The organism is Nocardia sp. MDA0666, from assembly GCF_003023875.1.
In the GTDB taxonomy this organism is placed as follows: Bacteria; Actinomycetota; Actinomycetes; order Mycobacteriales; family Mycobacteriaceae; genus Nocardia; species Nocardia aobensis.
Genome location: NZ_PYHT01000014.1, coordinates 118,667 through 142,682, shown reverse-complemented (window position 1 = coordinate 142,682; position 24,016 = coordinate 118,667). Strand labels below are relative to the sequence as shown.

Here is a 24,016-nt window from a genome sequence, read left to right as displayed (position 1 = left end):
CCGGTCAACGCGTCAGCGCCGCACTGCGAGCGGCCAGGTAGTCGCGTTCGCGCTGGTTGTCGGTGAGGCGGGCGGCGGTCCCGAAGCTGCGTCTCGCCTCGTCCGCCCGGCCCAGCCGGGCGAGCAGATCCGCGCGGACGGCATGGAACAGGTAGTGCTCGGTCAGATCCAGGCCGTCGACGAGGCTCAGCGCCGCCCCCGGTCCGTCGACCTCGGCCACCGCCACCGCTCGATGAAGGGCCACAACGGGATTCGGGTCGAGGTGCGTCAACCGGTCGTAGAGCGCGAGGATCTGCCTCCAGTCGGTGACCGGATCGGTGTGCGCGGCATTGATCGCGGCGAGCAGTTGGTAGCGGCCGGGCCGGTTGCGCCGCAGGCAGGCGCGGACGATGGCCCGGCCCTCCGCGACCAGAGCGGCATCCCAGCGGCCCCGGTCCTGGTCGCCGAGCCGGACGAAAGCACCGGAAGCATCGGTGCGGGCGTCACGGCGAGCGTGGATGAGCAGCATGAGGGCGAGCAGGCCCGCAGCCTCCGGTTCGTCGGGCATCGACGCGACCAGCGCGCGGGTGAGCCGGACGGCCTCCTCGCACAGGTCCGCGCGCAGCAGTTCCGCGCCCGACGAGGCGACATATCCCTCGTTGAAGATGAGGAACAGGGTGGCGAGAACGGAGTCGAGCCGTTCGGGCAGATCGGCCTCGCCGGGCACCCGGTAGGGGATCCGGGCGTCGCGAATCTTGGCCTTCGCGCGGGCCAGTCGCTGCGCCATCGTCGTCTCCCGGACCAGGAACGCGCGAGCGATTTCGGGGGTCGTCAGCCCGCCCAGCAGCCGCAGGGTGAGCGCGACCTGCGCGGGCCGGTTCAGCGCCGGATGGCAGCAGGTGAAGATCAGCCGGAGTCGCTCGTCGGGCACGGCGCTCTCCTCGATGTCGTCGGGCGGGGCATGCACGATCGCCGCCTCGGCGTACTTGCCGGCCCTCGCCGATTCGCGGCGCAACTGGTCGATGGCTCGCCGCCGAGCCGTGGTGATGATCCACCCGGCCGGACTCGGCGGCGGCCCGTCCTGCGGCCAGCGGTGCAGCGCGATGGCGAAGGCGTCGGCGACCGCGTCCTCGGCCAGGTCGATATCGCCGAGCACGCGAATCAGCACGGCGACGGCCCGGCCGTATTCGGCACGGAAGACGGCGGCGATCTGCTCCGTTGTCATCGCGTCATCGCGTCAGGTTGGCGGAACATCCTGGAACGGGCGGATTTCGATCGGCAACGTGGTGGCCGCCGCGGCCTTGCGTCCCCATGCCAGCGCCGCATCCAGATCGGGCGCGGTGATCACCCAGATCCCGCCGATATGTTCCTTGCCCTCCAGATAGGGCCCGTCGGTGATCAACCCGTCGGCTCGCACCACGGTCGCGCTGCCGGGCCCGTGCAGGCCGCCGGTGAACACCCACGACCCGCTGTCGCGCAGTTCCTCGTTGAGCCGGTGCAGGTCGGCCATGATCCGGTCCATGGTCTCGGCATCTGGCGCACCGGTGTCGGGTTGGTAGATCGAGAGCAGATACTCGGGCACGGCCCTCTCCTCAGCGCCGGGCGTAGCGAGCGATGATCACGCCCGTGGTGGTCGCGACGCTACCGAGGAGCTGAAATTCGGTCAACGGCGCGGCACCCTCGAACAACCTGGTCCCCGTACCGAGGGTGAGCGGGTGGATCACCAGCGTGTATCGATCGATCAACCCGGCGGCGTGCAGGCTGCGTACCAGGGCCGCACTGCCGATGATCGACAGGTTCTTCCCGGGACGCGATTTCACGTCGCGCACGGTCCGAGTCGCATCGCCGCGCAACAGGATCGAGTTCTGCCACGCGTCGACGTCGTCCAGGCCGGTCGATGCGACATACTTCGTCGCCGCGTTCATATGCGTGCTGTACGGATTGTCGTCGGCCCGCCCCCACACGGTGGTGAAGTCCTCCCAGGTGCGACGCCCGAACAGCATGTCGCCGGGCTCGGCCATATCTCTGCTCATCTCCCGAGTGAGCACGTCGTCGTGAAATCGCTGCCCCCAGCCGCCGAACGGGAAACCACCCCGGGTGTCCTCGTCCGCGCGGCCCAGCCCCTGGACGACACCGTCGAGCGTGACATTCATCGTCACCGTGATCGTTCGCATCGCGCTGCTCCTCTCGATTCCGGGGACGCGCACGATCGCGACCCTCACCTCCCATACGAACGGCGGTCGCCGAAATCGACATCGAGCACGAGAATCGTCACCGCGCGGGATCCGATGCCGCGGTGGCCGTCCGCTGCTGATCGCGGCGGGCCCACCGGTCGCGGGGTTCGCCCACGCGCCGCCCTTCGCCCGCGTCCCGGTCCCAACATCGGGGTGAGGCCGCATGCGGCGGCCGTCGACGTGCTGAACGTGGGCGTGGACGGGCCGCTGATCTTCGAATCTCCGGGAGTCGGCTCGATGCGCCCGGGCAGTGTCTACGCTCCCGCGCGAGTTCTCCATCGGGTACTGGTTCCCGAGGGGCGAGTGTTGCTGTTGTTCGCCGATCCGGCGCGCCGGCCGGTATCAGATGCGTCGGGCACGGTGCGAGAGTCCTTCGGGCCCTTCGGTTTCGGTTATCGGTCCGAGGCCGGGATCGCCGCGGCCTGCCGCGACGGCGCCGCACCCGATGTGATCGCCGGCTACACCGGGCTGCGGGCCGTGGGGCCGACGACCGGCCCGGCCGCCGATCCGCGGATCGCCCGGGACACCGGCACCACCTTCCGCCGATACCAGCAGTGGGCGCGCCTGCTCCGGGTCGTGCACGGCCTCGCCTCCGGATACGACCTGACCCGCAGCGCGGTCGATGCCGGCTTCGCCTCACCGTCGCATTTCAGCGACACCTTCCGGCACACCTTCGGGCTCTCCGCGACCGACCTGCTGCGAACCGGGGTGCGGTTCGACGTCTCGGATTCCGAACCGCACGCGCCGATCTGAGCACCGCCGGCGCGGTCACGGTGCCGGATTCGATGCGGGCGTGGAGTGTCGCGGTCGAGTGGCGAGCGCTGAGCGTTCCGCCGAGATCTGGGCGTGCAGGGCGTGGCATCGGCGCAGGACGTCGGCGCGGTCGGGTTCCTCCGGTATGAGCGGCACCGCATGCTCGATCATCGTCGCCTGTTCGAGGATCACCCGGAGCCGATCGGGATCGGTGACCCGGTCGGCGATCTGTGCCAGCGCGTCGAGCTGGCGGATCATCACGGCCGGTTGCCCGGCACCGGCCTGGCGGATCTTCTCGAAGGCGCGCTGGACCAGTCGCTCGTAGCTGACCTGTGCGGCGAGCACCCGGATGTGACCGTCCTTGTCGCGGCGCACCGGATTCGGTTCCCAGGTGACCGCGATCCGCGACAGGCAGTCGCCGAGCCAGTCGATACACGTCAGGACCGTGAACGTGTCGTTGGTCGCGGAGGCGAGCGCGCGCAGTGCGATCTCGACGATCTGATCGACACCGAAGGACACGTCCTGCACCAGGCTGCGCATCGAGCCGGTGACGTGGCCGCGGGAGAACTTCTTCTCGATCCCCTTCGCGGCCTGCGCCGGCCACACTCGCGCGATCACCTGCCCCTCGGTCACGAAATGGCCTGGGCGATAAGGCAAATGGATAACCGCATCCGCCTCGGCGGCCAGCCGGACCAGCCGCTCGTAGCGGATGTACTGGAGATATCCGCTGTTGGAGGTGCGCACCTCGCCGCCGGACCGGGCCAGCAGATCGCGAAGTTCACGCGCCGACGGACCGTGTTTCGCCCCGCTCGCGGTGGTGTCGGCATTGGCGTCGACCGCGGTACGCACTTCGCGCGCGATGTCGGCGACCACATTCGGCAGTTGGATCTGCCCGCCGATGTGATTGATGAAATAGATGAGCACCGCCAGATCGACCACCAGCGAACCGATCGACACCGTGGCGCTGATGTGCGGGACGAAATCCTCGCCGACCGACACCAGCGCCGCGATCGCGTAGACGAAGGTCGCGACGAAGGTGCCGAGGGTCAGCTGGGTGCCGCGGTCGCGGATGAAATTGCGCAGCATGCGCGGCCCGAACTGGGTGGAGGCCAGCGTCAGCGCCAGGATCGTGATCGAGAAGACCACACCGACCACGGTGATGATCGCGGCGGCGATGGAGGTCAGTACCTGGCGTGCGGCATCGGGCGTACCGCCCAGCACCCAGGTGGGCAGGTTCGTTCCGCGGTGGTAGGCCGCGCGGTCGAGGGTGAAGGTCAGTGCGAACAGAGCTACCGCGGCCAGGACTTCCAGCGTCGGGACGAACCAGAGATTGGTGCGTAGCCGTTCCCGCCAGCGGTCCGCCTCGAGCGAGATCCCGTGCACGCTGGACCTCCTTGCGCTCTCGCCGACGGTGACTCTCCGGCCTGTCGTCCCGAACCTACCTCCAGTTCTCGGCGGAGATCGAATCGTGGCGCGGTGCCATCGAACCGGAGAAGACAATAGGTTCGCAATTGCGCACCTATTGTCCTAAACTGGCGGTGTTCGATGCGTACCGCGGATTCCGGAGGTCCCGAAGTGCTGGAGGTCTTGCGGCACGACCGTTTCCGGCGCTTGTTCACCGCGCAGGTGGTGGCGCTGGTCGGGACCGGTCTGCTGACGGTCGCGCTGGGTTTGGCGGCCTACGATCTGGCCGGAACCGATGCCGGTGCGGTGCTGGGCACGGCACTGGCGATCAAGATGGTCGCCTATGTCTTCGTGGCGCCGGTGATCTCGGCGCTGACCGACCGGGTGCCGCGGCGGGTGCTGCTGGTGTCGGCCGATGTGGTCCGGCTGGTCATCGCATTGCTGTTGCCGCTGGTCACGCACGTCTGGCAGATCTATGTTCTGATCTTCGTGCTGCAGGCGGCCTCGGCCACGTTCACTCCTGCCTTCCAGGCGGTCATCCCGTCGATCCTGCCGGATGAGGAGGACTACACCCGCGGGCTGTCGCTCTCGCGGCTGGCCTACGACCTGGAATCGCTGCTCAGCCCCGTCGTGGCGGCGGCACTGCTGACCGTGGTCGGCTACCACCTGCTGTTCGTCGGCACCGCAGCGGGTTTCGCGACCTCGGCGATCATGGTCGTGCGCACCACGCTGCCTCGATCGGTGCCGGCCGATCGGACCGGTTCGCTGCCCGCCCGGATCACCTGGGGCGCACGCCTGATGGCGGCGAGCCCGGTGCTGCGCGGGCTGCTGGCGATGAACGTCGCCGTCGCCGCGGCGACCGCGCTGGTCGTCGTCAACACTGTGGTCTACGTCCGCGGCCTGCTGCACGGGCCGACGCCCGCGGTCGCGGTGGCGCTGGGCTGCTTCGGCGGTGGTTCGATGATCGTCGCGCTGGCGATTCCGCGGCTGCTCACCGGCATTCCCGATCGCCGCCTCATGCTGACCGGCTGCGCGATCCTGCCCGTGGGCCTCGCCGGCGCCGCGATGCTTGCCGCGCTCGAGCCCGGACCGCGGGCGGGCTGGATGCTGCTGGCGGTGGCATGGACGACCATGGGCGCGGGCACCTCGCTGATCAACACGCCCTCGGCGCGACTGTTGCGCGCCCAATCCGACAGCGGCACCCGCACCGCCGTGTTCACCGCGCAATTCTCGCTGTCGCACGCCTGTTTCCTGGTGACCTATCCGATCGCCGGCTGGCTGGGAGCCACCGCCGGACAAGCCTGGGCGGCGGTGACTTCGACGGTCCTGGCCGCGGTCGCCGCCGTGGTAGCCGCGCGGATGTGGCCGGTCCACGTATCGTCGGGTGCGCAGATGGCCACAGCAGGAAGTCGGTGAACCAGCCCATGACCGGTGAGGAAACCCCCGCAGTCGGCGCCCTGCCGCCCAGCCTGGTGCACCTCGTCGCACCCGACCCGGCCCGTCTCGAGGCCGCCACCTCGGTGTTCCGGATGCTCGCCGATCCGACTCGGCTGCACATCCTCTGGGTCCTCGCCGACGGCGAGGCCGACGTCACCGCCCTCACCGAGGCCTGCGGCGGCTCCCGCACCGCGGTCAGCCAGCACCTGGCCAAACTGCGCTTCACCGGCATGGTCGAGACCCGCCGCGAAGGCCGCCGCATCATCTACCGCATCCGCGACGGCCACCTCGCCCGCCTCGCCCGCGAAGGGCTCAACCTCGCCGACCACATCGTCACCGGCGAACTGCCGCACGAATAGCAGCGCCCGGGCGTAGCGGACAACGATCGGTCACGGAGTGGGATCGATCCGGGGACGGCGTTGAATGCGTTGTCCTTTCGAGGGCAACGGCGCCGAATCAGTTCTGGGCCGTGCCGATCGGCCCGGAAGGGTATGAGCCGTCATGTCCGCCGATGATCGAGATGCCCGCCCACCGGAGTCGAATGCGGAACTGTCCTCCGACGATCGTGCCGAACTCGAGCGATTGCGCGCCTATGTCGCGGCGCATCCGTCTCGCCGGCACGCGTGGCGCTGGACCGGAGTCGTGCTGCTGCTGATCCTGACCGCGGTGCTGATCATCGGGTCGGTGACGACGCGGTTCGTGCGCAGCCAGATCTTCGATACCGACCGCTACGTCACGACCGTGGCGCCGCTGGCGACCGATCCGGCGATCCAGAAGGAGTTGGCCGACAAGATCACCGATGCGATCGTCACTCGCGTCGACATCAAGGCGTACACGGCCGACGCGGTCGACGCCCTCACTCGCAACGCCGGGCAATTGTCGGATCGCCCCCGCGCGGTCGCGGCGCTCAACAGTCTGCCCGCGCTGGTTGCCGACCAGGCCGAGAACTACATCCACCAGGCCGCGACGGCCGTGGTTACCAGCGATCAATTCGTCGAGGCATGGGATACCGCCAACCGCCGCGCGCACGACGCGCTCGTCCACGTGGTCAAGGGCGAGACCCGGCCCGGGATCGAGGTCAGCGACGACGGCACCGTGAGCATCTCGCTGAAGCCGATCCTGGCGACGGTGCGCGAGCGCCTGGATGCCCGCGGAGTGAGCCTCGCCGACCGGATCCCGGATGTCGACGCGCAATTCGTCCTCTTCCACGCGACCGAGCTGCCCAAGTACCAGTCGTGGATGCGCACGCTCGATCGATCGGCGAACATCCTGCCGTGGGTGGGATTGGCCACCGCGGCGGGCGCGGTGTGGCTGGCTCCCCGGGGGCGGCGGCTGCGGACCCTCGCGCTGGTCGGCGTCGCCGGCGCGGTCGCGATGGTGCTGCTGGCCATCGGGGTCGTGATCGCGCGCAGCATCTACCTCGATTCCGTTCCGCCCGATGCGTTGTCACCACCGGCCGCCAGCGCACTGTTCGACACCGTGATCCACCCGCTGCGGGTGTCGCTGCGCGCGGTCGCGGTCGTGAGCCTGGTCGTGGCCGCGGTGGGATATCTGGCCGGGTCGTCGCACTCGGCGCAGTCGGTGCGTTCCGGTTTCGGGCGGGCCATGGTCGCCGCCCGCGGCCGGCGTCGGCGTCCGCCCAATGTGGTCGAGACGTTCGTGGCGCGCTATCGGACACCGCTGCGCCTCGCGGTACTGGCCGGCGCTGTGCTCGTCCTGGTGTTGTGGCCCTACGCGACCGGCCTGGTCGTGATCGGCATCGTGCTGGTCGCGGGCGCGCTGCTGCTGGTCATCGAAGTTCTCGCGCGGCCCGCAGCACCGGAAACCACTGCCGGTCCGGAGACCACTGCCTCACCGGAAACCAGTGCCGGTCCGGAGCACTCGTCGACTGCCGGGTGACGCCGGAACCGGCAATTCGGTTACGTTTCGGGGTCGATCGACCGGTCCACCGGTTCGTGATTATCCGCGACGTTTTCCGCGACGAATCGTTAGATGCCCGGTTGGCTCGCCGAATTCGTCCATCGAGGGATGTACCAGGTCGGTGAGCGAACCGGGACCATCATCCGCCGCGGCGGCTGGTCAGGAGGCAGCGCAGGGCCGCATGTCACAACCCACCAGGACCGACACATGTCGGTGCACGCCGGCGGATGGCCCGCCGGCGAGGTTCACGAAAAGGGGTGAGCCGTCGTGACGGCTACGGAACACGGAACACCGAACGGGCGATCCGACACCCGGCACGCGGTAGCGGCCGGTACGTCGCTGGCCGCGGCGGCCCTGTTGGCCGTCACCGGAGTGGTGTCCATTCTGCAAGGCATCTCGGCCATCGCGAAGGACGACGTCTACGTCTCCGGACCGGAATACATCTACAAGTTCGACATCAGCGGATGGGGCTGGATACACCTCATCCTCGGCATCCTGATGGTGGCGGCGGCCGCCGGGCTGTTCACCCGTTCGACGTGGGGACAGATGCTGGCGATCGCGCTACTGGGCTTGTCCATCATCGCCAATTTCCTGTGGCTGCCGCACTATCCGTGGTGGTCGATTCTGGTCATCGCCCTCGACATCGTGGTGATCTGGGCGATCGCCACGTGGGATCCGCACCGAATCTGACATCTCGCGCCGGCCGGACCGCGTCTCGGGGACGCGGTCCGGCCGCCGCGCTGTCATCTGCAGCCAGCGCATCGGCGCGTCGAATTCGTCGCTCCCGTATCGGCCGCGCAGTGCCTCGGCCGTGATCGCGGTAGCGGATTCGAGATCGAGCGACGAGTGTCGTTCGATCTCGCCGCGCAGCGGGGTGCCCTGGCAGAACGCCATCGCAGCGGTCTGGGCAGTCGACCGGCTCGACCCGTCGAGGTATTCACCGGTGATCTGTTCGAAGCCGGCTTCGGCGAGTTCACCGCGAATCCGATCGATGTCGAAGTATCCGTGGGGCGTGCGGCGGAAGAATTCGAGCGGCTCGTCGGGTGCCGCCGCGCACAGCGCCTGGGTGACGACCAGAGCCACGGCATTGGTCTCGAGCCGATCCCAGACGTTGAAGGCGAACACGCCGCCCGGGCGCAACACGCGCAGGGTCTCGGCGTATCCGGCGACCTTGTCGGGCAGGAACATGACGCCGAACTGGCAGGCCACCAGGTCGAACGAACATGCGGCGAACGGCAGATGCCGGGCGTCGGCCACCTGCCACCGCACCCGATCCGACGACGAGCGGTTCGCGGCGGTCGTCAGCATGGGTTCGTTCAGATCGGTCGCCACGATGTCGCGACCCTCCAGCCGGGCCAGCGCTCTGGTCAGCACCCCGGTCCCCGCCGCCGTTTCGAGAATGTCGACCGCGCCCGTCGCGGCCACCGCCTGGACGAGCAGCCGAGCGGGTTCGGCGAAGATCATCGGAACCAGCACCGTGTCGTAGATCTGCGGGATCGATCCGGTGAACGACGTGTCCCCACCTCCGGGCGGTGAGCCCGGCCTCGGATCACGCATCACAGCAGGTGATGCTACGCGCGCCGCCCCGCTTGCCGGGCGAGATCGCCGCAGAGCCGCAACGTTTCGGCTAGGCGATCACATGGCGCGTGCGTACGCGAGGGCGTCGGGCGTCTGCTCGAAGATCTGCGTCTCTCCGCCCGCGGGCAGGGCCCCGAGCATCGCGAGCCGACGGCGGTGGTCGTCGCGCAGGCCCGACATCAGAACCGTGATGTGGCGGTGCTGCAGTTTCGTGACGGCGTCCTTGAGCACCAGTGCGCCGGTGGTGTCGAGTGCGGTGACATGCGACATGCGCAGCACCACCACGTGGACGTCGGCGACCTCGGTCAGTTCCAGCAGGAAGCGGTGCGCGGCCGCGAAGAACAACGGCCCGTCGATGCGGTATGCCACGATGCGGTCGTTGAGGAGGCCGTGTTCCTCGGTGAGGTGATCGGTCTCGTCGAGCGGAACCTGGTGCAGCCGAGCCTCTTTCGCTACCGAACGCAGGGCGAGCACGACGGCGATCGCGACGCCGACACCGACCGCGGTCACCAGGTCCAGGGCGACCGTGACCAGGAATGTCGCGGCCATGATGAGTGCGTCGCCGCGCGAGGCGCGTGCGATGGCGGTCAGGGACGCGGTTTCCACCATGCGAACCGTCGTGGCCAGCAGCACACCGGCCAGCGCGGCGACCGGAATATCGGCGACCAGTGGTGCGGCCAGATAGATGATCGCGGCCAGGACCACCGCATGCGCCAGCGCGGCCAGCCGGGTACGGGCGCCGGAGCGGACGTTGACGGCGGTGCGAGCGATCGCGCCGGTTGCGGGCACCCCGCCGAACAGCGGTGCGGCGATATTGGCCAACCCCTGTCCGAACAGTTCGCGGTCGGGATCGTGGCGGGTGCCGACGGCCATGGCGTCCGCGGCGGTTGCCGACAGCAGTGATTCGAGGGCGCCCAGTGCGGCGACCGCCAGCGCCGGTGCCACCAGCGATCCGAGGCTGCCCCAATCGAGGAAGTCCAGGGTCGGTGCGCTCAGCCCCGCAGGCAGGGTGCCGATGGCCGCGGTCCGGATGTCGAAGACCGCGACCATGACGGTCGCACCGGCGACGGCCAGCAACGCGAACGGCAGCTTCGGCAGGAATCGACCGCCCACCAGCATCACCGCGGCCACCGCCAGAGCGATCACGACCGGCGCGAGATGCGGATGCGAAATATATTGGCGCACAGCATCATAGGCCGACTGCCAGACCTTGTCCCCGTGCGCGTGCGCGATTCCCAGGGCGTTGGGGAACTGCTGCAACGCGATCACCACGGCGATGCCGGCGGTGAAGCCCTCGATCACCGGGGCCGGCATGTATCGCACCGCACGCCCGGCCCCGGCGACCGCGAGCGCCACCAGCACGATGCCGGCCATCAGGCCCACGGCCAGCACCCCGCCCCCGCCGTGCTGGTGGACGATCGGAACCAGCACGACGGTCATCGCCCCGGTCGGCCCCGACACCTGGAAACGGGAGCCGCCGAATATCGCGGCCACGATGCCCGCAACGACGGCGGTGGTCAATCCGGCCGCGGCGCCGAGGCCGGAGCTGATGCCGAAGCCCAGTGCCAGCGGCAACGCCACCAGCGCGACGATCAGCCCCGACAACAGATCGGCGCCCGGGGCGCGCACCGCCGGACGCCAATCGGACCAGCGGGGGAGCAGTGCGGCGATGTTCACAACCGTGCTGCCAGACGCAGTTTCAGCGCGGCGAGTTGTTCCCGCAACGATTCGGGCAGTCGATTGCCGCCGATGGTGGCGTACCAGTGGTCGATGTCGGCCACCTCGGCCACCCACTCGTCGATGTCGACCGCGAGCGAGGCTGCCGCCCGGGCGCGTTGCCGGTCGTCGAGACCGGTGAGATCGAGCGCCTCGGCTTCCGGGAGGTAGCCGATCGGCGTCTCGATGGCCTCGGCGGTGCCGTCGAGACGGTCCAGTGCCCACTTCAGCACGCGCACGTTGTCGCCGAACCCGGGCCACAGGAATTCGCCTTCCGGACTCCGGCGAAACCAGTTGACCTGGAAGATCTTCGGCAGTTTCGCCGGGTCGGCGGCGGCGCCGAGCCGGAGCCAGTGGGCGAAGTAGTCGCCGACGTGATAGCCGAGGAACGGCAGCATCGCCATCGGGTCGCGCCGCACGACGCCGACCGTCCCGGCCGCGGCGGCGGTGGTCTCCGAGGACAGCACCGAGGCGGTGAATACGCCGTGCGCCCAGTCGAAGGTTTCGGTGACCAGGGGGACGGTGGTCGCGCGGCGGCCGCCGAAGAAGATCGCCGAAATGGGCACACCGTTCGGATCGTCCCATTCCGGAGCTACCGACGGGCACTGGCGGATCGGCGTGCAGTACCGCGAATTCGGATGCGCGGCAGGCGTTCCCGATGCGGGCGTCCAATCCTTGCCGTGCCAGTCGACGAGATGGGCGGGCGCCTCGGCGGTCAATCCCTCCCACCACACGTCCCCGTCGTCGGTGCGGGCGGTGTTGGTGAAGATCGAATTGCCCTTCGCGATGGTGGCGATCGCGTTGGGGTTGGTCGTGGCGCCGGTGCCGGGGGCGACACCGAAGAATCCGGCCTCGGGATTGACCGCGTAGAGCCGGCCGTCGGCACCGAAGCGCAGCCACGCGATATCGTCGCCGACCGTCTCGGCGGTCCAGCCGTCGAGCGCGGGTTCTAGCATGGCCAGGTTCGTCTTGCCGCACGACGACGGGAACGCCGCCGCGACGTAGTGCGTCTTCCCTTGCGGGGAGGTCAGTTTCAGGATCAGCATGTGCTCGGCCAGCCAACCTTCGTCCCGGCCGAGCACCGAGGCGATGCGCAGTGCGAAACACTTCTTGCCCAGCAGAGCGTTGCCGCCGTAGCCGGATCCGTAACTCCAGATCTCGCGCCGCTCGGGAAAGTGCGAGATGTATTTGGTGGTATCGCACGGCCACGCGGCATCCGGCTCACCGGCGCCCAGCGGCGCCCCGACCGAATGCAGGCACTTGACGAAGTCCGTTGCGGCAGTGAGCTTTTCCCACACTACGTCGCCGGACCGCGTCATGATCTGCATCGACACCGCCACATACTCCGAATCGGTGATCTGCACACCGAATTCGGGATCCTCCGCATCCAACGGCCCCATGCAGAACGCGATGACATACATGGTTCGACCGGCCATCGCGCCGCGATAGTGCTCGGTCATCACCGTGCGCATATCCACCGGGTCGACCCAGTTGTTGGTAGGGCCGGCGTCGGTCTCGCGTTCGGAACAGATGAACGTGCGATCCTCCACCCGTGCGACGTCCTCGGGATCGGAGACGCACCAGAACGAGTTCGGCTTCCCGGTCAGCGGCACGAAGGTGCCCTTCTCGACCAATTGTCCGGTCAGCCGATCCCACTCCGCGCGGGAGCCGTCGCACAGGACGATGTGTTCGGGGGCCGTCAGCTCGGCCACCTCGGCGATCCACGCCAGAACGCTCTCGTGAGCCACCGGAACCTCGTCGAGCCGTGCGATGACACGTGAACTGTCGGACACGAGACCTGCCTCCTTGATAAAGCTGCAATGTAGTTAGTTTAGAAAACCTGCAATCAGCAGCGGCACCCGGGGTCCCTGCGCCGATGAATTCGGCCGCTACCGCAGGATCGTCAGGCGGGCTCTTCCAGTGCCTCCGCTTGGCCCGCGACCACGCCGGTCAGGATCGCCCGTGCGACCGCCAGCAATTCCGCGACCTGCGGTGAGGTGAGCTCGTAGGTGACCGACAGCCCCTCGCGCCGGGCCACGACCAGGCCGGCTCGGCGCAGAATCGCAAGCTGCTGCGACAGATTCGCCGGTTCGATGCCGATTTCGGTCAGCATCTCGGAGACCGCGTGTTCGCGCTCGCTGAGCAGTTCGAGAACGCGAATCCGGATCGGATGTCCCAGTGTTTTGAAGAACTCCGCTTTCATCTGATAGAGGGGCCTGCTCAGTCCGGGCACGTAATCACTCCCTATGGTTCGCGGCCGCGCGGCCTGCCCCGTCGCTCTTGATTGCAAAGTTTAGCAAGCAAGGAAAGTGTCGAGTTGTCGGCGCCCGCCGATCAGTCGGGCAGCCGCCACGGCGGATTGCGCCTGTTGCCGGCGGCGTGGAACAAGCACAGCCGGTGGCCGTCGGGGTCACGTAGCTGGGCCTCGCGCCACAGCCACGGCATATCGGCGGGGGGTTGATCGAATGTGATGCCGGCCTCGGACAGGCGCCGATATTCGCCGTCGAGGTCGTCGGTCTCGAAATACAGGGTGATCTCCTCGCCGGCCGGTACGGCGTCGACGCGGTCGACCGAGAAGGTGCTCTCACCGGCGGGACATTCGAACCGCAGATAGTGATCGTTCTCGACGATCAGTCGCAGGCCGAGCAGCCGGTAGAAACGCTCGGAGCGATCGAGGTCCGTGCTGCCGACGGTGACCTGGTTCAAACGCATACCGTCCAGTGTCGCCGCCGGGGTGCCGGATCGGCTAGCCCTCCTCGGGGGAGAGCGGCGGTGGGCGAGTCCCGTAAATCTGCACTGGCCCGTGGCCGCACCGGCGTGGTTCACGAGTGCCGCCGGGGCGGTCACTTCGCCTCGGTCGACTTCGAAACGGTTTGTCATGCAAACATTTCCGGCTCGACATGGAAGTGGTTGTTTCCGAGCGGTTTTGTCGGCTACCGTCCGGGGCCTCGGCGGTCGGTGGGGATGCTGGTGATCGAATGTCCAACGGCCGTCCGGTCGTTTCCGCGATACGGCGTGAAACCCGCCCTGACCGGCGAGGGGCAGAAGATGTTAATTCTCGGATCTGCCGGGTATGACGAAATACGCAGTCCGCAAATGTTATCGAAAGGAGGAACCCGATGATTATCGGTGATTTGTCTCAGGTCGTGAACATGGTCGTGGACTGGTTCGATCAGATGCGCGGCGTGATCGGCATCTGACTCCGGTCCCTCACCCACCCGCCGAACCGCACCGGATGCGGTTGGGCGGGTGGTTCTATCTGAAAAGCTTTCCAGCACATCACCCTTTTCGGATTCTGCGACGTTTCCTGACGGGCACAACACCTTCCGCTTTTCACAGAGGGGCGGCGTTCCTCACAGATGCGCAACGGCGAAGTCCGCCGCCTCGCCCGCCTTGGCGGTGTAGCTGGTCCGGTGCACTTTCCAGCTCGTGCCCTTCGGGTCGCAGACCGGATCGTCCGCGGTGCAGGTGTCGTAGGTGCGGCTCGCGTAGGGGCCGGTGACGCTGTGACCGACGCCGCGAATGGGGTTGCCGAACAACAGAATCGCGGCGATCTTCGGCGCCACCGACGCGGGCAGGGTGGCAACGATCGGCCCGCCGACCTTCGCGCCCACACTGCTGATGCCGATCGAATTGTCGACCACGTTCGCGCCTTGCGAGTACCCGACCAGTACGAAGCGCTGGTTCGGGCAGGCCTTCGCCGCGTCGGTCACATGGTTCACCAGGTCGCGATTGCCCTGCTGCACCGACCACGGTTCGACCAGGCTCGCCGGGTACTCGACGCGATAGGCACTGTGCGAGCTCGACAAGCGCTGTGCGAGTGCGTGATACACCGGGTTGCCGACGACCGCGCCGAGACCGGGATCGGCGCCGAGCGGTTCGCCGGTGCCGCGAGCGACGACGACGTCGACATCGGTGCACGCCGTCTGCGCCGCCGCGGGGGTGGCCGCCGAGATCCCGGCCACGGCGAAGGTAGCGGCGATCGACGCGACCGCGGAGGCCGCAGCTATCTCGCGGACGTGGCGCGGCCTCTGCCTGTCGAACAGTGCCATCGGCAAGTCTCCTCTGCTGATCGACCCGGTACCCGAGCGGCACCGATGCTGGTCAAACGCTAGAACCGCGAACGAGGTCAGGAGAGTCGAGGAGACGGTCTCCGTGATTGTCACCAAGACCCTCCGGCCTCGCTGGTCGGGTGCACAGGGGGCCGCAACTACCGAGCAGTCGGGCCCGGACGGTCGCGGCGCCGGCGATGTCTCAGTCTCGGTGCGGCCGGACGCTGTGCACGACCAGCGCGGACCGCAGGTACCACAGGTCCGGATAGCGGTGCGCGTGGAAGCCGGTGAGTTCGGCGATGCGTCGCAAGCGGTAGTCGACGGTGTTGGGGTGCAGGTTCAGCGTCTTCCCGGTGCGGCGCCGGTTGAGGCCGGCGGCGATATGGCAGCGCAACGTCGCCAGCAGTTCGGGGTGCCCGTCGAGCGGTGCGAGCAGAGCCCGCAGATGCGCCAGCGCCGGTCCGGGACGGGTGAGCTGGTATTCCAGTGCGAGCTCGTCGAATCCGTACAGCCCGCAGGGCAGTTCCAGCCGCTGCACGATATCCAGAAGTTCGTGTGCCCGCTCGGCGGCGTCGGCGATGTCGGTGATGGATGCCTCCACCACCGTGGCGGCGATCGAAAGATGTGCTGCCCGACCGATTTCGGCGACCAGGTGCTCGAGACCGGTGGCGGCCACCTCCGCTGCCGGAAGCAGAACCGTGCCGCCGGTCGCGGACAACGTCGACAGCGTCGCGCCGCCGGTCCGTTCCGCCAATGCGTGCCGAAGTCGTTGCGCCCGAATGTCTTTGCCGTCGTCGCCGTCGCAGTGCCGGTCGGGTTGCGTTGCCAGCGCGAGGACTCGATAGCGCTCGGCGATCGTCACGCCGTACCGAGCCACGATCTCGGACACCGGTTGACCCTCCAGCAGAGCCGAGAGCGCGGCCTCGTGGTCGTCTTCGGCTCGGTCGAACTGCCGGACGCAGGCACCGATGATCGTGGTGCTCATGGTGTCCAACAGATCCCCGACCAGCGTGGCGGCGGCGACAACGACGTCGTAGTGCCGGTGGGCCGTTGTCGCATCGCCCTGGCCGATCCGGTTCAGCACCTCCTGCACCGCGGCGTGCAGAGCGTTCACGACGTCGATCGACAGCCCATCGCGTGCCCAGGTCCGCGCGGCATCCTCGAGTCGCGTGGTGCAGTCGTGGGAAGAGGATGCGTGCAGGATCTCGACCGCGAGCCGCAGACAGTGCCGCTCGGCATCGCCGGCTCGCGTCGCGTCTGCCGCGACGCGCGCGAGAAGTCGGCCGATCATCGCCCGCGCTGTGTCACGAGCGTCGGCGGGTGCGGCCGGAGCCGGACGGTCCTCGACGGCGAGGACGCCCTGCGGCCGTCGGGCCGGGTGGTCGGTGGTCGGTTCGGACATAGGCTCACTCCCATCTGCCGGGAGTGCCAGCGTGCACAGCGTGCGGGGTCGCCCACATCGGCGAAACGACGTATATCGCGCCTTACGGGTGTGCTCTGGCGGCGATCCACGCGGCGATCTGCGCGCGTTTGCCGAAGCCGAGCTTGGTGAGGATGTGGCGAACGTGGGTATCGGCGGTGCGTGGGGCGATGACCAGCCGGACAGCGATCTCGCGGTTGGTCAGCCCCTCGGCGACCAGCCGGGCGACTTGCAGTTCACGCGCCGTCAGGGGTGACTGCGGCTCCCGGACCGCGGAGTCCTCGGCCTCTTCACGCAGGGCGTATCGGCGCGCCCGCTCGCGGGGCAAGGCGCGCCCGGCGGCATGGGCGCTGTCGAACGCGTCGGCGCCCAGCGCGGTGGCGGCCAGATCCCGGAATCTGCCGTGCGGCCGCGGCATGATCGCCGCCGGGTCGGCGCCCAGCAGGTCCCACGCTGTCGCCGCGGCACCGAACAATGTCGCCGCCCGTTCGGATTCGCCGCGCCGGGCCGCACACCAGGCCAGCGTCTCGAGATGGTAGGCGTCGCCGAAACGGCTGTCGCGCAAACGAGTCGAGGCCAGCGCGGTACGGGCAGCGGCTTCGGCGGCGTCCAGGCTGCCGGCCATCACCTCGATCATGGCGATACCGAACAGCGCCATATCGCGGTAGTAGGTGTCGCCCAGTTCGTCACTGCGCGCCGTCATATCCCGCAGGAGCCGAAGACCTTCCGCGGGAGAGCTCGCGGTGTTGGCGATCCCGTGGTGCAACCGGGCGCGTAGTTCGTTGCGTCGATCGCCGTGGGCGCGGAAAACCGGCACCGCCGCGCCGGCCAGCTCGGCCGAGAGCCGGTCCTCGAGGCGGATCTTCGCCACTTGCGCGCGCACCACATCGGACAACGCGGCGGCCACCCGATCGCCGCGGTCCGCGGCGATCTTGTCGGCCTCGTCCAGCCTGGTGAGCGTGCCGGGAATGTCCGACAGCCATATCGAGAACTGGGCGCTGGTCGCCAGGCCGTAGGCCCGGGCGGGATGGTCCGGTGAGGTGGCGGCCAGCGCGCGGTCGAGCCGGGTGCGCGCCTCGCGGTTCGCGCCCCGCAACGTCCAGTATTCGACGATCCGCTGCGCCATCGGCAGCGCGATATCCGCCTCGCCGGGCTCGGTGAGCGAATACTCCAGTGCCGCACGGAGATTCGCGTGGTCGTGCCGCAACCGCCACACCCACGACGACTGCGAGGGGCCGATCCACTCGGCATCCGCCCGCGCCGTCAGCCGGTCGAACCAGTCGCGATGTCTGCGGGCGATCCGATTGTCGTCGCCGGCCGAGTGGAGTTCTTCCTGCCCGAATTCCCGGAGGGTCTCCAGCATGCGGTACCGGGCGTCGTCGGTGCCGTCCCGCTCCAGCACGGACTTGTCGACCAGCGCGTCGATCACGTCGAGCACGGCCGCAGGATCCACTCCATTACCGCCGCAGACGAATTCCGCGGCCTCGAGGTCGAAGGAGCCGGTGAACACCGACGCCCGGCACCAGACGAGTTGTTCGGCGCGCGAACACAACTCGTAACTCCACACGATCGTGGCACGCAGGGTCTGCTGCCGTTCGGGCGAGATCGGCGAACCGGTGGTCAGCAGCGTCAGCCTCCGGTCCAGGCGCCGGCAGATCTGGTGCAGTGGCAGCGAACGCATGCGCGCCGCGGCCAACTCGATCGCCAGCGGCACTCCATCCAACTGCCGGCACAGGCGTGCCACCTCGGCGGCGTTGTGCGGGGTGATGTCGAAATCGATCTGCGCGGCGACGGCCCGGTCGGCGAACAGGCGACTGCTGTCGTACCGCAGCAGTTCCGTCGGTCCGGCGGTATCCGGTGGTACCGGCAGCGGCGGCACCCGGAACGTCCTCTCCCCGGGGACCGCCAGCGATTGCCTGCTCGTCGTCAGAACCGTGACCTTGCCGCACTGAGTGAGCAGCGCCGCAACGAATTCCGCGCACGCACCGAGCACGTGCTCGCAGTTGTCCAGCACGAGCAGGACCTCGCGCTCGCGCAGATAGTCCAGCACCCGGTCGATCGCCGGCTGTTCGGAGCGGATCTGAAGATCGAGCCGATCGGCGACGACGTCGGCCAGGAGCGCCGGCTCGCGCAGCTCGGCCAGTTCGACGAAGTACACCCCGTCGCGATACGCGCGTGCGATATCCGCGGCGACCCGGAACGCCAGCCGCGTCTTGCCCACCCCGCCCGGCCCGGTCAGCGAGACCAGGCGCGCCGACCCGAGCAATCGGCGGACATCCGCGGACTCGCCGCGCCGGCCGACATAGCTGGTCAGCTCCGACACCAGCCCGGTACGCACCATCCGGTCGTCCACTTTCGTCCACGCACCCGCACTGTCAGGTCTCGGCAATCCTACTGAGCACCTTTGTCACCGTGCCCATGATTGCGGGAGGACCGAGCGAAGCGCCGACCGAACCAGGCCGCCTTGGCAGTCAGAGGCAGCTCGCCAGCCCACGCCGGAGAAAGACCAGGGCGACGAACCAGTAGCCCACGACAGAGTCCGCGCCGCTGATGGAACGAACTTCAAAACTGCCATAGGACGAGTTCGAAAGGACCGCAGATTGATTCGGCTCGTCGTTGTGCCGGCGGAGCGGCGAAGGCGCTCCCATTGTCGCCGACTCATGGTCGCCGTCCGCCCTGGCAGCCGTTGGTCAGACGAGCCGCGTCACGGACTCTCGCTCCGCCTGCGCCTCCGGGACGAGATTGCCGCACGCAGCCGATTTGGTCCAACAAGGGGGTAGTGAGGTAATCTCTTCGAGCACCCGCAAGCGGGAGCCACGGGCTGTGGCGCAGCTTGGTAGCGCACTTGACTGGGGGTCAAGTGGTCGCAGGTTCAAATCCTGTCAGCCCGACCGAGAAAATCCCCTCCGACCAGGGTCGGAGGGGATTTTCGTGAGTGCGGTTATGTCCGGAATTCGAGCCGATCTCACAGAAATCTCACGTTTTCGAGCCGTCCCCGCGCGCCCACCGCTCGAGGACCTCCGGTTGTCGGGGAAGGTCTCGGGGATGTCGATGTAGTGGGCTTTGGCCACCGCCTCGGTGTTGCCGAGCTGTCGCGCGGCCCGCTCGGGGTCACCGTAGGCGTTGTCGACCACCGTGGCGACCACCCGGCGGAACGTCCGTGGCGTCACCCAGACGTACTTCTCACCCCGTGCGGCCCGCCACACCCGCCCGAAGTTGTTCAGATTGCGCAGCGAGCCGTTGCGTGCCGGAAACAGCACCGCGTGGGGTGGCTAACCGGTTACCTCGAGGTCCTTCATCGCCTCCCGGCAGGCATGCATCGAATGCTCCGGTAGCAGCATCCTGCGCCAGCCGTGCACCGAGGTCGCCCCCTCGACCCTGCGCACCCCCGTTTTGACGGCTGCACGTGCGTCAGCTGCGCAACCGGTTCACCGACGTCTGGGACGGCCACGAGAACGAGATGCAGCCCTACCCGGTGCAGCGCATGATCACCATCCCGCTCCGCGATGCCGCCACCACCGAGAATTCGGTGGCCGGCCACATGAATCTTGCCGCCGGCCAGGCCGTCGGCCTGAACAACGACCTGTCCAGCGCGGGCGACATCCCCCGCCGCCCGACCGAGGAAGCGGTCGCGACGCTCGAGAGCTCGGCCGAGCGAAGCATGCTGTCCGGCTGAACTATCGCCGCCGAATTCGCCGACGCCCGCGTACCACCGGCGTCTGCAGTGTTGAACGCCGAGGACTGCGTGCGTCGTGATGTTTCGCCACGAATCCGTGATCACACCGTGCTGATCGAAGGTAGCGGCTAGGAGGCGTTCGCCGATGACGCTGAGCTACCATCGGTTTCGCTCTCTGGCTCCGAATAAGACTCCGCTTCAACGACTTCCGAACAGCCCTGGCGTGCGAGCAGCGCATGTCGATGCGATGTTCACGCGGAAGCCACTCGGGCACTCGGAGGTTTACTGGACGGTAGCCATGGCTAATCCGTGGCCGGGGCCTCCCTGTTTCACCCGATCGAAACTGCTCGACCTCTCACCGATGCACCCCTGATCGATTACTCGCTCCGGACCGCATCGGCCGCAAGTCAGAATGTTCGTCGAAAGGACTGAGGGACAGTGCATCACCTATGTTCGAGCTCGGCCATGGTTTCGTCGGCCGGTGGTGGCCGGTGACAGCCGAGATGGAGATCCTCGAACTGACAGACGAGTTCTACCAGGATCCGCATGCGACCTATCGGGCGCTGCGCGAGCGCGGTCCCCTCCATCGCATTCGATTGGACGGTGCGGTCGGCTGGTTGATCGTCGATCACGACGTGGCCAAGCAAGCCTTCGCGGAACCGACCATCAGCAAGCGCATCGGGTCGCCCGAAGGACAGGCCGTGCTGGCCAAAAACGGTGCGGCCGAGATGTTCAACACCGCCATCAGCGACAACATGCTGTTCGCCGATCCACCACAGCACACGCGTCTGCGCCGCCTCGTGGCGAAGGCGTTCGCGGGTCCCGCCATCCGCGATCTGCAACCGAGAATCACCTCGATCGCCGACAGCCTGCTCGACGAGATCAGCGCGCGAACGACTGTCGACCTCATCGACAGCTACGCGTTCCGGCTGCCGATCGCGGTGATCTGCGAGCTGCTCGGGGTGCCCGACGACGACAAGGCAGACTTCCGCTCGTGGACCGCCGTCGTCGTCAGCGACACGGCCACGAACGAGGAGCGCGCCGCCGCCGGGGTCGAATACTTCACCTACCTGACCAAGTTGATCGCCGAACGCACCGAGGATCCTCGTGACGACCTACTCTCCCAACTGATCGTCGCGAAAGACCACGAAGACCGGCTGGACCAGCAGGAGCTCATCGCCATGCTGCTCTTGCTGCTGATAGCGGGGCATGAGACCACGGTCAATCTGATCGGCAACTCAGTACTCGAGCTACTCCGCGAGCCCGCAATGGCCGAGCGGTTGCGGGCAGACCCCGAAGCCATACCCGCCTACGTCGAGGAGATCCTCCGCTGCCAGGGGTCGCTGCATTTGGCCACGGCTCGCTACACCACCGCTCCGATCACGTTGGGTGATAGAGACATCGACGCGGACCAATTCATCCTCATCTCGCTCGCCGCCGCCAACCGCGACCCCGCCCGGTTCGCCGAGCCGGACCGCATCGACCTCGAACGACCCGGGAGCCGGCACATCGCCTTCGGGCACGGCATCCATCACTGTCTCGGTGCCGCCCTGGCACGCATGGAGGCCACGACCGCGATCTCGAGGCTGCTGGCCACTTTCCCGGAGCTGTCGCTCGACGGCGAATTCAGCGATCTGACGTGGCGAAAGAGCCTGTTGATTCGCGGCTTGACCAGCCTGCCGGTCCGGCTGGCCGCACGCACAGATTCTCGCACCGGGCCCATTACCGACACGGACCGCGTCTCCGTCATGGCCTGACCCGGCCATCGACACGACGAGTGGTACATCGCGGCAAACCCATTCGGGCTCGGCCCCAACGATGTACCACTCACGAGTGAAGGAGCCAGGAGAGCGACGGGCACGGGTTCGGTGCAGATGTCGAGGAAGGTGTCCATCGCACGTTCGACGCGCTCGACCGGGTCGGCGGAAGCGTTCATCGCCACTCGAATAGGTTGGGCCGCTTGGGGTTCCAGGACTTCGATGACTGCCTCGAACAGGCCCTTCTTGTCGCCGAAGTGGTGGTAGAGCGCAGTGCGGGGCAGACCGGCTGCGCGCACCGACCGGATGTCATATCGCCGAGCTGGGTCGCGCTCGGCCGAGTACACCGGTCGTATTCCCCTGGTGAACCACCGGCGTTCATCGATATCGCCCAGACGCTATTGAGTCTGGACCGGCTCGTTCCACTGCACAGAGAAGTCTAGTTGCGGGGCGAACTGTCGGAGTGTGCTCTTTCTGCGGCTCGGGATCGCTCCCGCAGCTTTCGCACGTCAGCGCCGATCCGTCTCGGACATGGCGGGATATGGTGCTCGGGATCGAGCAAACCCTTGTTGCACCACCGCTGGCGCCACCGCCACGTACACCCGCCGATATGGTCCGAGGAGGGCCCGGGCGAAGGAGGCGGCGATGGTAGTGACGGCGGAGGCGGGTGTTGCGGCACCAGGATGGTTTAGGCGGGCCATTGCGGCACTGCCCGAACATCGCGAGGTCGACGTCGCGGGCGGTGTTGTTCATCTGCGGTGCTGGGGCAGGGCGGGGACGGCCGGTGTGGTGCTGGTGCACGGCGGATCGGCGCATTCGGGCTGGTGGGACCACATCGCTCCGCTGTTGGCGGGTACGCATCGTGTGGTGGCGCTGGATTTGTCCGGTCACGGTGACAGCGCTGTGCGATCCCGATATCCGATCGAGGGCTGGGCGGACGAGGTGATGGCCGCTGCCGCGGCCGGCGGGATAGCCGGACGGCCGTATGTCGTCGGGCACAGCATGGGTGGGCGAGTGAGCGCCGTGGCGGCTGCTCGGCATCGGGAATCGCTCGCGGGCCTGGTCGTCATCGATTCTCCGTTTCAGGAGCCGGCGGCAGAGTCCATCGTCGCGCAGTTGCTCCGCCGGCCGAAGACGTACCCGACGCGGGATGAGATCTGTGGCCGGTTTCGAACCGTCCCGGACCAGGAGGTTCTCCTTCCTTACGTCGCGCGGCACGTGGCGGAGGAATCGGTGCGAGACACCGGTGCCGGGTGGGGCTGGAAGTTCGATCCCGAGATGTTGCGCAAGCGCCTCGAAGACGGGCGTATCCCACCGCTGGGCTCGCTGCGGGCTGTGGACGCCTCCGTGCTCTACATCCGATGCGAACGCGGGTTGGTGACCCGGGAGCGGGCGCTGGAGATCGCGCGCATGTTCGGGCGACCCGCGACGGTGGTCGAATTGGCCGAGGCCGGTCATCACCCGATGATGGATCAACCGCTTTCCCTGGTGGCGACCTTGCGGACCGTCCTCGCCCAGTGGGATTCGCGCGATCGACCGGAATAATGGCGCGGCCCGCTCCGTTCGACGTCTTATGCCGAAACCTTTCTCGGAAGCCGAGCGTCAAGAGTTCCTGGCGGGCAAGCACATCGGAGTGCTGTCGGTCGCGGCTACCGACGGGCGTCCGCCCGCGGCCGCACCGATCTGGTACGACTACACCCCGGGCGGCGATATTCGCATCAACACCGGCGCGGCACGCCGCAAGGCCAGGCTGGTGCGGGAAGCCGGCGTGGTGACACTGACGGTGCAGCGCGAAGAGTTGCCCTATCAGTACGTCATCGTCGAGGGCACGGTCGTCGAGGCCGTTACCCCCTCACCCCGGGACGCGCGGGTGAGTATCGCCAGCCGCTATCTCGGTCCGGAGGAGGGCCGCGCCTTCGCGGACCGGATGGACGGCAACGACTCCGTACTGTTCACCATCCGCCCCGACCGCTGGATCAGCCAGGACTACTCGGGTGATCTCTGACAGCAATTCGAACACCTCGCGCCGGGCCGTGACCGATCGGAAGGTGAGCCGATCGACGAACGCCGTAGAGTTGAGTCAGGCGGTC

The 24,016-nt window shown here is 67.9% G+C and carries 21 protein-coding genes, 1 tRNA gene and 2 pseudogenes; 10 read left to right on the top strand and 14 right to left on the bottom strand.

What is annotated here, in order from left to right; genetic code table 11:
* Positions 1-4: 4 nt before the first annotated feature.
* The 3 genes from C8258_RS20445 to C8258_RS20435 are packed head-to-tail and all read right to left on the bottom strand — an operon-like array spanning position 5 to position 2,153.
* Positions 5-1,204: an RNA polymerase sigma factor gene (locus C8258_RS20445; protein WP_106956574.1), complete on the bottom strand. Its 1,200-nt coding sequence runs from the start codon at positions 1,202-1,204 to the stop codon at positions 5-7.
* 12 nt (positions 1,205-1,216) lie between these two features.
* Positions 1,217-1,561, bottom strand: a complete 345-nt coding sequence (locus C8258_RS20440) for a YciI family protein (RefSeq protein WP_106956573.1) — start codon at positions 1,559-1,561, stop codon at positions 1,217-1,219.
* A gap of 10 nt (positions 1,562-1,571) precedes the next feature.
* Positions 1,572-2,153: a dihydrofolate reductase family protein gene (locus C8258_RS20435; RefSeq protein WP_106956572.1), complete on the bottom strand. Its 582-nt coding sequence runs from the start codon at positions 2,151-2,153 to the stop codon at positions 1,572-1,574.
* Between the two features lie 213 nt (positions 2,154-2,366).
* Here C8258_RS20435 and C8258_RS20430 point away from each other — a divergent pair, with 213 nt between their 5' ends.
* Positions 2,367-2,966: a helix-turn-helix domain-containing protein gene (locus C8258_RS20430; RefSeq protein WP_106956571.1), complete on the top strand. Its 600-nt coding sequence runs from the start codon at positions 2,367-2,369 to the stop codon at positions 2,964-2,966.
* A gap of 15 nt (positions 2,967-2,981) precedes the next feature.
* On the opposite strand, the gene C8258_RS20425 is transcribed toward C8258_RS20430, so the two are convergent.
* Positions 2,982-4,349 carry a DUF2254 domain-containing protein gene (locus C8258_RS20425; RefSeq protein WP_106956570.1) on the bottom strand — a complete coding sequence of 456 codons (1,368 nt, stop codon included), beginning with the start codon at positions 4,347-4,349 and terminating at the stop codon, positions 2,982-2,984.
* 162 nt (positions 4,350-4,511) lie between these two features.
* On the opposite strand from C8258_RS20425, the gene C8258_RS20420 reads away from it, so the two are divergent.
* The 4 genes from C8258_RS20420 to C8258_RS20400 all read left to right on the top strand — a co-directional run bounded on the left by C8258_RS20420 (position 4,512) and on the right by C8258_RS20400 (position 8,417).
* Positions 4,512-5,786 carry an MFS transporter gene (locus C8258_RS20420; RefSeq protein ID WP_233225221.1) on the top strand — a complete coding sequence of 425 codons (1,275 nt, stop codon included), beginning with the start codon at positions 4,512-4,514 and terminating at the stop codon, positions 5,784-5,786.
* An 8-nt stretch (positions 5,787-5,794) separates the two neighbouring features.
* Entirely contained in the window at positions 5,795-6,166 is a 372-nt protein-coding gene (locus C8258_RS20415) for a metalloregulator ArsR/SmtB family transcription factor (RefSeq protein ID WP_106956568.1), read from the top strand.
* Positions 6,167-6,308: 142 nt separating this feature from the next.
* Positions 6,309-7,706 carry a hypothetical protein gene (locus tag C8258_RS20410; RefSeq protein WP_199195781.1) on the top strand — a complete coding sequence of 466 codons (1,398 nt, stop codon included), beginning with the start codon at positions 6,309-6,311 and terminating at the stop codon, positions 7,704-7,706.
* Between the two features lie 288 nt (positions 7,707-7,994).
* Entirely contained in the window at positions 7,995-8,417 is a 423-nt protein-coding gene (locus C8258_RS20400; protein ID WP_106956566.1) for a hypothetical protein, read from the top strand.
* Between the two features lie 423 nt (positions 8,418-8,840).
* On the opposite strand, the pseudogene C8258_RS33305 reads toward C8258_RS20400, so the two are convergent.
* The 8 genes and pseudogenes from C8258_RS33305 to C8258_RS20360 form a co-directional block, all read right to left on the bottom strand.
* Positions 8,841-9,191, bottom strand: a pseudogene (locus C8258_RS33305) (class I SAM-dependent methyltransferase); the annotation flags it as partial.
* 171 nt (positions 9,192-9,362) lie between these two features.
* Positions 9,363-10,976, bottom strand: a complete 1,614-nt coding sequence (locus tag C8258_RS20390) for a SulP family inorganic anion transporter (protein WP_106956612.1) — start codon at positions 10,974-10,976, stop codon at positions 9,363-9,365.
* A gap of 2 nt (positions 10,977-10,978) precedes the next feature.
* Positions 10,979-12,814: a phosphoenolpyruvate carboxykinase (GTP) gene (locus C8258_RS20385; RefSeq protein ID WP_199195780.1), complete on the bottom strand. Its 1,836-nt coding sequence runs from the start codon at positions 12,812-12,814 to the stop codon at positions 10,979-10,981.
* A gap of 110 nt (positions 12,815-12,924) precedes the next feature.
* On the bottom strand, positions 12,925-13,224 hold the full coding sequence (locus C8258_RS20380; protein WP_039782632.1) for a metalloregulator ArsR/SmtB family transcription factor: 300 nt from the start codon (positions 13,222-13,224) through the stop codon (positions 12,925-12,927).
* 131 nt (positions 13,225-13,355) lie between these two features.
* Complete coding sequence (locus tag C8258_RS20375) at positions 13,356-13,733, bottom strand: VOC family protein (RefSeq protein WP_106956564.1); 378 nt, start codon at positions 13,731-13,733, stop codon at positions 13,356-13,358.
* 641 nt (positions 13,734-14,374) lie between these two features.
* Entirely contained in the window at positions 14,375-15,073 is a 699-nt protein-coding gene (locus tag C8258_RS20370; protein WP_106956563.1) for a cutinase family protein, read from the bottom strand.
* 202 nt (positions 15,074-15,275) lie between these two features.
* Positions 15,276-16,475 carry a CdaR family transcriptional regulator gene (locus tag C8258_RS20365; RefSeq protein ID WP_106956562.1) on the bottom strand — a complete coding sequence of 400 codons (1,200 nt, stop codon included), beginning with the start codon at positions 16,473-16,475 and terminating at the stop codon, positions 15,276-15,278.
* A gap of 82 nt (positions 16,476-16,557) precedes the next feature.
* The gene (locus C8258_RS20360; protein WP_199195779.1) at positions 16,558-18,882 is read right to left on the bottom strand and encodes a LuxR C-terminal-related transcriptional regulator; all 2,325 of its coding nucleotides are present in this window, start codon (positions 18,880-18,882) and stop codon (positions 16,558-16,560) included.
* Between the two features lie 428 nt (positions 18,883-19,310).
* On the opposite strand from C8258_RS20360, the gene C8258_RS20355 reads away from it, so the two are divergent.
* A tRNA-Pro gene (locus tag C8258_RS20355) sits at positions 19,311-19,384 on the top strand.
* Here C8258_RS20355 and C8258_RS32345 read toward each other — a convergent pair.
* Positions 19,376-19,753 carry a hypothetical protein gene (locus tag C8258_RS32345; protein WP_146161287.1) on the bottom strand — a complete coding sequence of 126 codons (378 nt, stop codon included), beginning with the start codon at positions 19,751-19,753 and terminating at the stop codon, positions 19,376-19,378. The two genes, C8258_RS20355 and C8258_RS32345, sit on opposite strands and share 9 nt — an antisense overlap.
* A gap of 146 nt (positions 19,754-19,899) precedes the next feature.
* On the opposite strand from C8258_RS32345, the gene C8258_RS20350 reads away from it, so the two are divergent.
* The gene (locus C8258_RS20350) at positions 19,900-20,169 is read left to right on the top strand and encodes a hypothetical protein (protein WP_106956561.1); all 270 of its coding nucleotides are present in this window, start codon (positions 19,900-19,902) and stop codon (positions 20,167-20,169) included.
* A 449-nt stretch (positions 20,170-20,618) separates the two neighbouring features.
* Complete coding sequence (locus tag C8258_RS33300; protein WP_233225219.1) at positions 20,619-21,926, top strand: cytochrome P450; 1,308 nt, start codon at positions 20,619-20,621, stop codon at positions 21,924-21,926.
* Between the two features lie 233 nt (positions 21,927-22,159).
* On the opposite strand, the pseudogene C8258_RS33515 reads toward C8258_RS33300, so the two are convergent.
* Positions 22,160-22,225 (bottom strand): annotated as a pseudogene (locus C8258_RS33515) (TetR family transcriptional regulator); the annotation flags it as partial.
* 346 nt (positions 22,226-22,571) lie between these two features.
* Here C8258_RS33515 and C8258_RS20335 point away from each other — a divergent pair.
* Positions 22,572-23,471: an alpha/beta fold hydrolase gene (locus C8258_RS20335; protein WP_106956560.1), complete on the top strand. Its 900-nt coding sequence runs from the start codon at positions 22,572-22,574 to the stop codon at positions 23,469-23,471.
* A gap of 28 nt (positions 23,472-23,499) precedes the next feature.
* Complete coding sequence (locus C8258_RS20330) at positions 23,500-23,931, top strand: pyridoxamine 5'-phosphate oxidase family protein (RefSeq protein ID WP_106956559.1); 432 nt, start codon at positions 23,500-23,502, stop codon at positions 23,929-23,931.
* Positions 23,932-24,016 lie beyond the last annotated feature (85 nt).